This window comes from Pseudomonas sp. P20, assembly GCF_016463925.1.
Taxonomy (GTDB): Bacteria; Pseudomonadota; Gammaproteobacteria; order Pseudomonadales; family Pseudomonadaceae; genus Pseudomonas; species Pseudomonas aeruginosa.
In genome coordinates, this window is sequence record NZ_JAEMVM010000007.1 from 332884 (window position 1) to 345386 (window position 12503).

At 69.4% G+C, this 12503-nt stretch carries 12 protein-coding genes; 6 read left to right on the plus strand and 6 right to left on the minus strand.

The window, feature by feature from the left end; translation table 11 throughout:
• Positions 1 to 6: 6 nt before the first annotated feature.
• Positions 7 to 1215, plus strand: a complete 1209-nt coding sequence (locus JHD77_RS08935; RefSeq protein WP_003095742.1) for an acyl-CoA dehydrogenase family protein — start codon at positions 7 to 9, stop codon at positions 1213 to 1215.
• Between the two features lie 24 nt (positions 1216 to 1239).
• Here the strand turns inward: JHD77_RS08935 and JHD77_RS08940 are convergent, their stop codons facing one another.
• The 4 genes from JHD77_RS08940 to JHD77_RS08955 form a co-directional block, all read right to left on the minus strand.
• Positions 1240 to 2160 (minus strand): hypothetical protein, encoded by a 921-nt coding sequence (locus tag JHD77_RS08940; protein ID WP_003114542.1) that lies wholly within the window; start codon positions 2158 to 2160, stop codon positions 1240 to 1242.
• Positions 2161 to 2328: 168 nt separating this feature from the next.
• Positions 2329 to 3141, minus strand: coding sequence for an aldo/keto reductase (locus JHD77_RS08945; RefSeq protein ID WP_003114541.1), 813 nt, complete (start codon positions 3139 to 3141; stop codon positions 2329 to 2331).
• On the minus strand, positions 3138 to 4313 hold the full coding sequence (locus JHD77_RS08950; RefSeq protein WP_016562430.1) for an NAD(P)/FAD-dependent oxidoreductase: 1176 nt from the start codon (positions 4311 to 4313) through the stop codon (positions 3138 to 3140). Before JHD77_RS08950 ends, JHD77_RS08945 begins: the two co-directional genes overlap by 4 nt.
• Before the next feature lie 60 nt (positions 4314 to 4373).
• On the minus strand, positions 4374 to 4706 hold the full coding sequence (locus JHD77_RS08955) for a DMT family transporter (RefSeq protein WP_003095735.1): 333 nt from the start codon (positions 4704 to 4706) through the stop codon (positions 4374 to 4376).
• A gap of 84 nt (positions 4707 to 4790) precedes the next feature.
• On the opposite strand from JHD77_RS08955, the gene JHD77_RS08960 reads away from it, so the two are divergent.
• A complete protein-coding gene (locus tag JHD77_RS08960) occupies positions 4791 to 5675 on the plus strand; it encodes a LysR family transcriptional regulator (RefSeq protein WP_003109888.1) in 885 nt (294 codons plus the stop codon).
• 35 nt (positions 5676 to 5710) lie between these two features.
• On the plus strand, positions 5711 to 6988 hold the full coding sequence (waaA, locus tag JHD77_RS08965) for a lipid IV(A) 3-deoxy-D-manno-octulosonic acid transferase (protein ID WP_003125573.1): 1278 nt from the start codon (positions 5711 to 5713) through the stop codon (positions 6986 to 6988).
• 48 nt (positions 6989 to 7036) lie between these two features.
• Here waaA and JHD77_RS08970 read toward each other — a convergent pair whose 3' ends face one another.
• Together JHD77_RS08970 and JHD77_RS08975 are read right to left on the minus strand one after the other, a co-directional pair.
• A complete protein-coding gene (locus JHD77_RS08970) occupies positions 7037 to 7636 on the minus strand; it encodes a helix-turn-helix domain-containing protein (protein WP_191519355.1) in 600 nt (199 codons plus the stop codon).
• 77 nt (positions 7637 to 7713) lie between these two features.
• Positions 7714 to 9660: an oxidoreductase gene (locus JHD77_RS08975; protein ID WP_003121171.1), complete on the minus strand. Its 1947-nt coding sequence runs from the start codon at positions 9658 to 9660 to the stop codon at positions 7714 to 7716.
• Between the two features lie 173 nt (positions 9661 to 9833).
• Between JHD77_RS08975 and JHD77_RS08980 the strand changes: the two genes are divergently transcribed.
• The 3 genes from JHD77_RS08980 (at position 9834) to aruR (ending at position 12501) form a co-directional block, all read left to right on the plus strand.
• Positions 9834 to 10925 carry an ABC transporter substrate-binding protein gene (locus JHD77_RS08980; RefSeq protein WP_003114536.1) on the plus strand — a complete coding sequence of 364 codons (1092 nt, stop codon included), beginning with the start codon at positions 9834 to 9836 and terminating at the stop codon, positions 10923 to 10925.
• Between the two features lie 76 nt (positions 10926 to 11001).
• A complete protein-coding gene (locus tag JHD77_RS08985) occupies positions 11002 to 11649 on the plus strand; it encodes a TetR family transcriptional regulator C-terminal domain-containing protein (protein WP_003114535.1) in 648 nt (215 codons plus the stop codon).
• A 117-nt stretch (positions 11650 to 11766) separates the two neighbouring features.
• Positions 11767 to 12501, plus strand: coding sequence for a two-component system response regulator AruR (gene aruR, locus JHD77_RS08990; RefSeq protein WP_003095718.1), 735 nt, complete (start codon positions 11767 to 11769; stop codon positions 12499 to 12501).
• Positions 12502 to 12503: the final 2 nt, after the last annotated feature.

Genomic DNA, 12503 nt, shown 5'->3' on the forward strand with positions numbered 1-12503 from the left:
ACCGACATGTACCTGGAAACCCCGAAGAAATTCCGCAGCCTGGCCAACCAGGCGCATCAGGTCGCGGAAAACTATTTCCGGCCGATCTCGCGCAAGTACGACAAGGCCGAACACGCCTATCCGAAGGAGCTGGACCTGCTCGCGGCCTTGCTGGACGGCATGAACAGCGGCTCGCCCGAGGCTGTCGGTGCGACCTCGGCGAGCAAGCGCGCCGGCAAGCAGGTAGAGGAGGGCATCAAGAACGGCGGCAACCTGTCGGCGTTGCTCGGCGTGATGGAACTGTGCTGGGGCGACGTCGGCCTGCTCCTGGCCATGCCGCGCCAGGGGCTGGGCAACGCGGCGATCGCCGCGGTGGCCAACGAGGAGCAGTTGCAGCGCTTCGGCGGCACCTGGGCGGCAATGGCGATCACCGAGCCGGGCTGCGGCTCGGACTCGGCGGCGATCCGCACCACCGCGACCCAGGATGGCGACCACTATGTACTGAACGGCGAGAAGATTTTCGTCACTTCCGGCGAGCGGGCCGATGCCGTGGTGGTCTGGGCCACCCTGAACCGCAACCTGGGGCGGGCGGCGATCAAGTCCTTCGTGGTCGAGAAGGGCACGCCGGGGATGACCGTGACGCGCCTGGAGAAGAAGCTCGGGATCAAGGCTTCGGATACCGCTTCGATCAGTTTCAATGATTGCCGGGTGCCGGCCGCGAACCTGCTGGGCAACGCCGAGGTCGACGTGCAGAAGGGTTTCGCCGGGGTCATGGAGACCTTCGACAATACCCGCCCGCTGGTGGCCGGCATGGCTGTCGGGGTGGCCAAGGCGGCGCTGGACCGGACCCGCGAATTGCTGAAGAAGGCTGGCTGCAAGTTCGACTACAGGAAGCCGCTGCTCACCGTCAGCCACGCCGAGGCCACTCTCTATCGCCTGGAGGCGGAGTGGGAGGCAGCGCGCCTGTTGACCCTGAAGGCGGCATGGATGGCCGACAACAAGCTGCCCAACTCGAAGGAAGCGTCCATCGCCAAGGCCAAGGCTGGACGGGTGGCCAACGAAATCACCCTGAAGTGCGTGGAGCTGGCTGGCGCCCTCGGCTACGCCGAGGATGAGCTGTTGGAGAAGTGGGCGCGGGACTCGAAGATCCTCGACATCTTCGAGGGCACCCAGCAGATCCAGCTGCTCATCGTCGCTCGCCGCCTGCTCGGCAAGTCTTCCAGCCAGTTGAAGTAGAAAGGGCGGCAAAGCCCGCCCGGTTCAGGCGCTGGCGCGGTCGCGTCCACCGCCGGCCTGGTCGCCGTTGCTGGATGGCCACAGTGCCAGCCAGTCGCGGAAACGGATGCGTTCCTCATGCACCAGCCAGCCGTCCTGTACGGCAAAGCTCTCGGCCAACCACAGGCCGCGGGTGGCCGCAGGGCGCAACTGGCCCTTGCGCAGGGTGAACAGGTCGCCGGTGGGGCGCCCCTGGTCCAGCGGCAGCAGGTAGAGATCGGGGCGCCGACGGTCCAGACGCGCCACCAGCGGACCGCTCTCGAGCCGCTCGTCGACATGGTAGAGGCTCGGCTCGCGCGCATCGCGCGGCAGCTCCAGGCGCATGTCGTAGACCAGTTGCAGCGAGGCCGTGGGCAGGTGTACGTAGGCGCGTGGGCGCTCCAGCAAGCGCAGGCTGCCGGCTTGCACCGGACGGGCGGCGCCGGACAGCGGGGTGAGGACGAAGTGGCTGTTCTCCCGGTAGCGCAGCGAACCCTGGTAGGGCGTCGGCAGCCAGGTGTCGCCGAAGCGCCCGCCGAGCCAGCCGCCGGCGGTCTCCACCAGGCATTCCTCGGCGACTTCCTGGATCGCCGTGAGCAGCGGCAGGTTCAGTTCGTGGGCCGGTACGTAGCCGGAGATCAGCTTGAGCACGGTATCGCCGCGGTCCAGCCGGCGCTGACGGACCAGCACCCAGTAGTCGCGGCCCTGCCAGTTCAGGGTCAAGCGCACCGAGACCCCCAGGTTGGCCAGCTCGGCGACGAAGCGCTGCGGGTCGGCTACCTCCATGCGGCGGCGGCGTACGAGCATCTGCTGGAAGTTCAGCGGCAGGCCGAGGGCCTGGTAGACCAGCCCGTCCGGGGAGGCCTCCACCAGCAGCGGCAGGGTCTTGAAGGCGGACGGATCCTTGCGGGCGAGCATACGGGGCATACGGGGCTCCTTGTCGGGTCATCGCGCCGGGGCGGGACGGAGGCTCACGTTCGATGCACCGGCCACCGGAGGCGAGGGCGGCAGGCAGGATACGGCTCGTTCGGGAGGAACATGGCAGCGGAATGCACCGCGGGTGTCAACCCGCGGATGTTGCAGCCGATGTATGGTTCAGGCCTTTTTTAGGGCTTGCGCGGCCATCGCGACATTATGGGCCAGGTGCAGCGGATTGATGGTGCCGACGATGGCGGCGGCGACGCCCGGCTGATCGAAGACCAGTTCGAAGCTGGCACGCACCGGGTCCTGTCCGGCGCCCAGGCAGGCATGCCCGCTGGCCAGCGCCTTCTTCACCAGGATGCCCTTGGCATGGGCCGCGGCGTACTCGATGACCGGGCGCTCGGCGCGCTCGTTCAGGTTGTAGGTGACCATCGCGCAATCGCCCTCGCGCAGGGCGCGCAGGCCACCTTCGACGGTCTTGCCGGAGAGTCCGTAGGCGCCGATCAGGCCCTCGCGCTTGAGCGCGGCGAGAGTCGGGTAGACCTCGCTGTTCTCGAGGATATCCAGGTCGTTGCCATCGGAATGCACCAGCACCAGCTCGATCCGGTCGGTCTCCAGGCGCTTCAGGCTGCGCTCGACGGAGCGCCGGGTATGCGCGGCGGAGAAGTCGAAGACTGACTGGCCGTCGACGAACTCTTCGCCGACCTTGCTGACGATCACCCAATGTTCACGCTGGCCGCGCAGCAGCGGGCCGAGGCGTTCCTCGCTGCGGCCGTAGGCCGGGGCGGTGTCGATCAGGTTGATGCCGAGGTCGCGGGCCAGGGCCAGCAGGTCGGCGGCTTCGCGGTCGTCGGGGATGGTGAAGCCGGAAGGGTACTTCACTCCCTGGTCGCGGCCGAACTTGACGGTGCCCAGGCCCAGCGGCGAAACGGCCAGGCCGGTGTCGCCCAGCGGGCGGTGCAGGTCGTGGAGGGTATCCCTGATCATGCGAAGGCTACCTCCCAGGCCGGTTCGGCGAGCGGCGGACGCGGCAGTTGCGGCAGCGCGGCATGTTCGCTGGGGCGGATGCCGTCTTCTTCCAGGCGGGCGCAGACCCGGTCGGCGAAGTCAGGGGCCAGCGCCAGCTTGGTCGGCCAGCCGACCAGCAGGCGTCCCTGTTCGGCGAGGAAGGCGTTGTCCGGGCGCAACAGGTTGGACTGTGCCGGCTCGGCGCGATCCACCCGCAAGGTGGCCCACTGCGCCTGGCCGAGGTCGATCCAGGGCAGCAGCTTTGCCAGTTCGCGGCGTGCTTCGGCGATCTGCGCGGCTTCGTCGCGGGCCACGCCATCGGCTTCGGCGATGTCGCCGCCGAGGTACCAGACCGACTGGCCGTCGCGGGTCGGATGGGTGGTCACGGTGATTCGTGGCTTCGGCCCGGCCCCCAGGCAGTGGGCGTACAGCGGTTTCAGGGTCGCCGCCTTGACCATCACCATGTGCAGCGGCCGCCGCTGCATGGCCGGTTGTTCCAGGCCCAGTTCGCGGAGCAGCGCCTCGTTGCCGGCACCGGCGCTGAGCACCACGCGCTGGGCACGGATCTCCCGGCCGTCGACGCACAGGCCGGCCAGTTCCCGGCCTTCGCGCAGCGGTTCGATGCGCTCGCCGGCGAGCAGGCTGTCGCCGGCCAGTTCCGCCAGGCGGCGAATCAGGTCGGGGACGTCGAAGACGATTTCCGTGAGGCGGTAGGCCTTGCCCTTGAACCCCTTGTCGCGCAGCGCCGGAGGCAAATCCTCGCCCTTGGCCTGCTCGACCCGGCTGCGCACCGCCTTGCTGGCGAAGAAGCTGGTAAGGCTGCCGGCCAGGCCGCCCGGCGACCACAGGTAGTGCGCCTCGGAAAGCAGGCGTACGCCCCGCAGGTCGAGTTCGCCGTTGCTGCCGAGACAGGCGCGCCAGCGCCGCGGCATGTCGGCGATGGCTTCGGAGGCGCCGGTCAGGGCGCCATGCAGGGCGTACTTGGCGCCGCCGTGGATGATCCCCTGCGACTTCACGCTCTGTCCGCCGCCGAGGCTGGCGCTTTCCACCAGCACGGTGGCGTAGCCGGCCCGGCGCAAGCGGGCGTTCAGCCAGAGGCCGGCGATACCGCCGCCAACGATGAGGATGTCGGTGGAAAGGGCTTGGGGCATGGGGCTGCCTTATCGGGAACGGAAAGGGCGCAGTATACAACCTGCGCCCGCGACGGTCGTTCAGTGCCCCGAAGCGCGGGAGAACAACTGGATCACCAGCACGCCGGCGATGATCAGGCCGATGCCGAGGAGGGCGGCGGGGTCCAGGCGCTGGCCGTAGACGAACATCGCCACCAGGCTGACCAGGACGATGCCCAGTCCGGACCAGATGGCGTAGACCACGCCGACCGGCAGGGTGCGCATGACCAGCACGAGCATGCTGAAGGCGAGCACGTAGCCGCCCACCACCAGCAGCAGCGGCAGTGGCTTGCTGAATCCGGCGACGGCTTTCAGCGAGGTGGTGGCGACCACTTCGGCGGCGATGGCGATGGCGAGGTAGAGATAGTTGGTCATGGCGGGGTCCTCCGGAAACTGCGGCCATTCTAGGGAGCCGGCGGATGGGATAAAGTCGTTACCTATCTTTATTGGAGATAGGTTATGCAGTGGAACCTGGAGCAGATCCGCCTGTTCGTCAGCGTCGCCGAGCGCCAGTCGTTCTCTGCCGCCGCCCGCGAACTGAAGCGGGTGCAATCGGCGGTGAGCAACGGCATCGCGCTGCTGGAGGCGGACCTCGGCGTCACCCTGTTCGAACGCAGCAGCGGACGCCAGCCGCGCCTGACCGACGAGGGCCGGGTGCTGCTGGCGGAGGCGCGCGAGGTGCTGCGCCAGTGCGAGCGCCTGCAGGGGCGCGCGCTGGGGCTGGCGCGCGGCGAGGAGCCGCGGCTGCGCCTGGCCCAGGACGAGGCGATGCCCTACCAGCCGGTGCTGGACAGCCTGGAAGCGCTGGCGCAGCGCTTTCCCAGTCTGGAGGTGCAGGTGTCCAGCGGCGGCCAGGGTGACGTCACCCGTCGTTTGCTCGAGGAGCAGGCTGACCTCGGCCTGCTGTTCCACCATGAGCGCATGCCTGAGTCGCTGGAGCGGCGGCGCCTCGGCAGCGTCGAGATGGTCACGGTGTGCGGTGCCGGCCACCCGCTGGCCGGGCTGCAACGGGTCAGTCGCCGCGAGCTGGCACAGCACCGGCAACTTTTGATCGTGCCCCAGCAGAGCGGCTATCCGGGCGGCGAGCAGATCAGCCCGCAGGTCTGGCGGCTGGACAGCTTCTATTCCATGGCCGAGCTGCTGATGCGCAACCTCGGCTGGGCCTGGCTACCGCGGCACGTGGTGCAGTATCCCACCTACGACCGGCTGATGGTGGAGCTGACCAGCGACTGGACGCCGCCGTCGCTGGTGGTCGAACTGGTCTGGCGGCGCAACGAGGTGCTCGGCCCGGCGGCGGCCTGGCTCGGCGAAACCTTCACCCGCCACCTGCGCGCCATCGGCTGAGCCGGTCGGCGGGAGTTTTGCTAAGCTGCGCGCCCATGAACCGTACCCTCTATACCCTGCTGTTCCACCTCGGCTTGCCGCTGGTGGCGTTGCGCCTGTGGTGGCGCGCGCGCCAGGCACCGGCCTATGCCAAGCGCATCGGCGAGCGTTTTTCCCTGTCCTTGCCCGAGGTGCCGCCCGGCGGCATCTGGGTGCACGCCGTCTCGGTGGGCGAGAGCATCGCCGCCGCGCCGATGGTGCGGGCGCTGCTGGAGCGCCATCCGCAGCTGCCGGTCACCGTCACCTGCATGACCCCGACCGGCTCGGAGCGCATCCGCGCATTGTTCGGCGAGCAGGTCCGGCACTGCTACCTGCCCTACGACCTGCCCTGGGCGGCGGCGCGCTTCCTCGACCGGGTGCGGCCGCGCCTGGCGGTGATCATGGAAACCGAGCTGTGGCCCAACCATATCCATGCCTGCGCCGTGCGCGGGATCCCGGTGGCGCTGGCCAATGCGCGCCTGTCCGAGCGCTCGGCGCGTGGCTACGCGCGCTTCGCCGGGCTGACCCGGCCGATGCTCGCCGAGCTGTCCTGGATCGCCGTGCAGACCGAGGCCGAGGCCGAGCGCTTCCGTCGTCTCGGCGCGCGTCCTGAGTGCGTCAGCGTGACCGGCTCGATCAAGTTCGACCTGCGCATCGACCCGCAGCTGCCGCTGGCCGCTGCCGCCCTGCGCGAGGAATGGGACGCGACGGCGCGACCGCTGTGGATCGCCGCCAGCACCCATGCCGGCGAGGACGAGATCGTCCTGGCAGCCCACCGGCGCCTGCTGGAAACGCGTCCCGACGCGTTGCTGATCCTGGTGCCGCGCCATCCGGAACGCTTCGCCGGCGTCCACGAGCTATGCCGCCGCGAAGGCTTCGCCACGGTCCGGCGCTCCGGCGGCGAGCCGGTGGCACGCGCGACCCAGGTGCTGCTCGGCGATACCATGGGCGAGCTGCTGTTCCTCTATGCCCTGGCCGACATCGCTTTCGTCGGCGGCAGCCTGGTGCCCAACGGCGGGCACAACCTGCTGGAGCCGGCGGCCCTGGGCAAGCCGGTGTTCGCCGGTCCGCACCTGTTCAACTTCCTCGACATCGCCGCGCAATTGCGCGACGCCGGGGCGCTGCTCGAGGTGACGGATGCCGGCGAGCTGTGCGACGGCCTCGTGCGCCTGTGGGCGCAGCCGGAGGTCGCGACGGCCATGGCCACTGCCGGAGAGAAGGTGCTGCGCAACAACCAGGGCGCCCTGGAGCGGCTGCTGGCGGGGTTGGCGCGGTTGCTCGGGCGCGGCGGGTAGCGCTCGCCCCGTCGGCCCTCCCCTGGCCCTGCATCGCGACAGGCCGTTTCAGAACGTCGGCGGGGTGATCACCCAGAGCACCAGGGTATCGCTGTCGCCCGGGTTGCCGTAGCGATGCGGTTCCTGGCTGGAGTAGCTGAAGCTGTCGCCCTCGCGGAGCTGGAAATGGCGGTCGCCGACCCAGAGTTCGAAGATTCCGCTGAGGATGTAGCCGGCTTCCTCGCCCTCATGGCTGTAGCTCTGCTGGCTGTAGGTGCCCGGCGGGAAACGCGAGTGGAGGATCTCCAACTGGCGGCTGGGCTGCGGGGTGAGCAGTTCGTCGATGATGCCGTCTTCGTAATGCACGCTCATGCGCGTGTTGCGCCGCACCACGTAGCCGGCGTCCGCCGGGTCCACCGCGGCCTCGCTGGCGAAGAACCACTGGATGGTCACGCCGAGGCTGCGGGCGATGTTGAACAGCGCCGGAATCGACGGATACGCCAGGTTGCGTTCCAACTGGCTGATGTAGCCGGCGGTGAGTTTGCTCTGTGCGGCCAGCTCGGCCAGGGTCAGGCCGCGGCGCTTGCGCAGGCCGCGGATGCGGGTGCCGAGGAAGTGCGTTTCGCTGCGCGGCGTGTCGGTGGCGTCCGGCGGTGACGGGCGGGGCATGCGGCGGGGTCCTGGCTGCGTTTGCGGCATTCTAGGGGCTGGGCCGGGACCCGTCGAGGGAGCCGCGGCCGCGCCGCTCAGATGCTCCAGGCGGCCTTGAGCCCTTCGTAGATCGCCTCCTCGGCGGTGCGGGGGGCCAGGCAGTCGCCGATCCGCAACACCTCCGCCAGGCCGTGCAGGCTGTCGGCCAGGCGGTCCACCGGCTGGTGGCCCTGGCATAGCACCAGGGTATCGACCTCCTCGAACAGCATCGCCTCGCCGCTGGCGCTGTGCTGCATGTACACCGTGGTATCGTCGCAGCCGTACAGGCGGGCGTAGGGCGTGACCGGGATACCCAGGCGGTGCAGTTCGCCGGCCAACTGGTCGCGCACGTACAGCGGCAGGCTCTCGCCGCAGTGGGTGCCGTTCACCGCCAGGCGTACCTGGTGGCCCTCGCGTACAAGCTTTTCCGCGATACCGGGGCCGATCCAGTCGCCCCGCCAGTCGGTGACCAGCACCGAGCGACCGACCCGCACCTCGCCGCGCAGCACCTGCCAGGCATCCACCACCTGCAGCTCGCCGCCGCGCTCGAAAGGCGGCCAATAGGGTTCGGCGCCGGTGGCGACGATCACCAGGTCCGGCCGTTCGCGCTCCACCAGCGCGCGGTCGACCGGCGTGTTGCGGCGTACCTCGACGCCGGCCAGTTGCATCTCCCGTTGCAGGTTGGTGGAGGCGCCGCCGAATTCCGCGCGGCGCGGCAGCAGTTGCGCCAGGTTGACCTGGCCGCCGAGCTGGGCGCCGGCCTCGCAGAGCACTACCTCGTGGCCGCGCTGTGCCGCCACCGCCGCCGCCTTCATCCCCGCCGGGCCGCCGCCGGCGACCAGCACGCGCTTGCGCCGCGAGGGCGGATTGGGCGTTGCGTAGGTCAGCTCGCGGCCGGTTTCCGGGTGCTGGATGCAGGAGATCGGATAGCCTCGGTGGAAATGTCCGATGCAGGCCTGGTTGCAGGCGATGCAGGCGCGCACGTCGTCGCTGCGCCCGGCCTCGGCCTTGTTCGGCATCTGCGGGTCGCAGATCAGCGCGCGGGTCATGCCGCAGACGTCGGCCTGGCCTCGGGCGAGGATGGCCTCGGCCTCCTGGGGCTGGTTGATGCGCCCGGTGACGAACAGCGGGATCGCCAGGCGCGCCTTGAAGGTACTGGCTTCGCGGGCCAGGTAGGCCGGCTCGATGGCCATCGGCGGGACGATATGAATGGCGCCGCCGAGGGAGGCCGAAGTGCCGGCGACGATGTGCAGGTAGTCCAGCTCGCCCTGGACCGCCTCGGCCGCCTGCAGCGACTCGCTTTCGCTGAGACCCTCGGGGTCGCGCTCGTCGGCGGACAGGCGCAGGCCGACGATGAAGTCCTCGGAGGTGGCCGCGCGCACCGCCGCCAGCACTTCGCGGAGGAAACGCAGGCGGGCATCGAGGTCGCCGTTGTAGCCATCCTTGCGGCGGTTCACCCGCGGGTTGAGGAATTGCGCCGGCAGGTAGCCGTGGCTGGCGACCACCTCCACCCCGTCCAGTCCTGCCTCGTGCAGGCGGCGCGCGGCGGCGGCGTAGCCGGCGACGATCTCGTCGATCAGCGGCTGGTCGAGTTCGCGCGGCATCACCCGGAACCGTTCGTTGGGCGAGGCCGAGGCGGAATAGGCCACCGCCAGCAGGCCGTCGGCGGACTCCATGATCTCGCGCCCGGGATGGAAGATCTGCGACAGCACCACGCAGCCTTCGGCGTGGCAGGCCTCGGCGACCCGCCGGTAGCCGGGGATGCAGGCATCGTCGGTGGCCATCAGCACGTGCGAGGTGTAGCGCGCGCTGTCGTGGACCCCCGCCACCTGCATGACGATCAGTCCGGCGCCGCCGCGGGCCCGGGCGCGGTGATAGGCGACGAGTGGCTCGTTGACCAGGTTGTCGGTAGGCATCGACGTGTCGTGGCCGCTCGACATGATGCGGTTTTTCAGGCGTTTGCCCCGGATTTCCAGGGGGCTGAACAGGTGCGGGAAATTCACGGTTGGCGTCCTTCTTGTTGTTCTCGCGGCGCGCTTCAGAAACAGGATATGAATTTACCATCAGTAAAAAATCAACTTGTTTTTTTAAAATCGACTGGATAGTTTCCGTCCCGTGGCCGCTTCCCGGCGGCTCGCTGCGATCCACTCCACAACAAGAACAAGAGGAGACGCACATGAACCGTTCCTTTCCGTTGCGCCGCGCGGCCAGCGCCCGTCCGCACCCGGTTTTTCCTTGCCGCGTCCTGCTCGGCGCCGTCCTGCTGGCGTTCGGCGGCCTCGCGCCGGTCCAGGCCGATGATGGCCTGGTGGTGGTCGGCTACGGCGGCGCCGGACAGAAGGCCCAGGAGGTGGCGTTCTTCCAGCCGTTCACGCAGCAGACCGGGATTCCCGTGGTGCAGAGCGAGTACAACGGCGAGATGGCCCGGATCAAGGTGATGGCCGACACCGGTCACGCCGACTGGGACCTGGTCCAGGTCGAGGGGCCGGACCTGGCGCGCGGTTGCGACGACGGCCTGTTCGAGCGTCTGGACTGGCAGGCCATCGGCGGCAAGCAGCAGTTGATCGCCAATGCCGCCCAGGAATGCGGTTCCGCCGCGCTGGTCTGGGGCGTGGCGATCGGCTACGACGCCGACCGGCTGCAACAGCCGCCTGCGTCCTGGGCCGACTTCTGGGACGTCCAGCGCTTCCCCGGCAAGCGCGGCCTGCGCAAGCGGGCGATCTACAACCTGGAGTTCGCCCTGCTCGCCGACGGCGTGCCACGCGAGCAGGTCTATCCGCTGCTGGCGACCCGCGCCGGTGCCGACCGTGCCTTCGCCAAGCTGGGCCAGCTCAAGCCCTACATCCAGTGGTGGGAGGCGGGAGCGCAGCCGGCGCAGTGGCTGGCCGCCGGCGACGTGGTGATGACGTCCACCTACACCGGGCGCATCGCCGACGCCCACCGCGCGGGGCGCAACCTGGCCCTGGTATGGCAGGGCAGCCTGTACGGCATGGACTACTGGGCGGTGGTCAAGGGTTCGAAGCGCGGCGCCGAGGCGCGTCGCTTCATCGCCTTCGCCAATGCCCCGGATGCCCAGGTGCGCTACGTCGAGAACATTCCCTACGGGCCGACCAACCGCCAGGCCGCCCAGCGCCTGCCCGCGCAACTGGCGAGCTGGGTGCCGACCGCGCCGGCGAACCTGGAGCAGGGCCTGGCGATGGACGACGAATTCTGGGTCGAGCACGGCGAGGAGCTGGAGGAGCGCTTCAACGCCTGGGCCAGCCAGTGAGACGGGCGCCACGTAACCTGCGATCATCGGGGCTGCCCGCCGGTGGTCGCGGGCGACGAGCAGGAGCCGCGAAAGGATGAACCAGGAAGTGCGCTTTTCCCGTCTGGAGCCAGAGCAGCGCAAGGCGCTGCTGATCGAGGCGACCCTGGCCTGCCTGAAGCGGCATGGCTTCCAGGGCGCCTCGGTGCGCAAGATCTGCGCCGAGGCCGGGGTATCGGTGGGCCTGATCAATCACCACTACGATGGCAAGGACGCGCTGGTGGCCGAGGCCTACCTGGCGGTCACCGGACGCGTCATGCGCCTGCTCCGCGGTGCCATCGACACCGCGCCGGGCGGCGCCCGCCCGCGGCTCTCGGCGTTCTTCGAGGCATCCTTCTCCGCCGAGCTGCTCGATCCGCAATTGCTCGACGCCTGGCTGGCGTTCTGGGGTGCGGTGGGCAGCATCGAAGCGATCGGGCGGGTCCACGACCATTCCTATGGCGAGTACCGGGCGCTGCTGGTCGGCGTGCTGCGGCAACTGGCGGAGGAGGGCGGCTGGGCGGACTTCGACGCGGAACTGGCGGCCATCAGCCTCAGCGCCCTGCTCGACGGGCTGTGGCTGGAGTCTGGGCTGAATCCCGCGACCTTCACGCCGCGGCAGGGCGTGCAGATTTGCGAGGCCTGGGTGGATGGCCTGGAGGCGGGCGCCCATCGCCGCTTCCGGCGTGCGATGGAAGCTTGTTGATCGTCCGTTCAGTAGTGGATAGGCTGCTGCTGGCAGCGGAAGGCGCCCCGGCCCCTTCCGCCCACCGTCCGACAACCCAGAACAAGAAACGCCCCGGCCCGCCGGAGGCGCAAGGTGATGGCGATGGTTCCGCGCGTATTGGTGGTCGACGACGACCCGGTGATTCGTGAGCTTCTCCAGGCCTATCTCGGAGAGGAGGGCTATGACGTCCTCTGCGCCGGCAACGCCGAGCAGGCGGAAGCCTGCCTTGCCGAGTGCGCCCATCTCGGCCAGCCGGTCGAGCTGGTGCTGCTGGACATCCGCCTGCCCGGCAAGGACGGCCTGACCCTGACCCGCGAGCTGCGGGTGCGCTCCGAGGTGGGGATCATCCTGATCACCGGGCGCAACGACGAGATCGATCGCATCGTCGGCCTGGAGTGCGGCGCCGACGATTACGTGATCAAGCCGCTGAACCCGCGCGAACTGGTGTCGCGGGCGAAGAACCTGATCCGCCGGGTGCGCCATGCCCAGGCCAGCGCCGGCCCCGCCCGGCAGGCCCTCAGGCAGTTCGGCGACTGGCTGTTGGACGCCGACCGGCGCCGCCTGATCGACCACGCGGGCAACGAAACCCTGCTCACCCATGGCGAATTCCAATTGCTCGGCGCTTTCCTGCGCAACAGCGGGCATACCCTGAGCCGCGACCAGTTGATGGACCAGATCCGCAACCGCGAGTGGCTGCCCAGCGATCGCTCCATCGACGTGCTGGTCGGCCGCCTGCGTCGCAAGCTGCGCGACGACCCGGCCGAACCGCAACTGATCATCACCATCCACGGCGCCGGCTACCTGTTCACCGCCGCGGCCAGCGACGCCTGAGC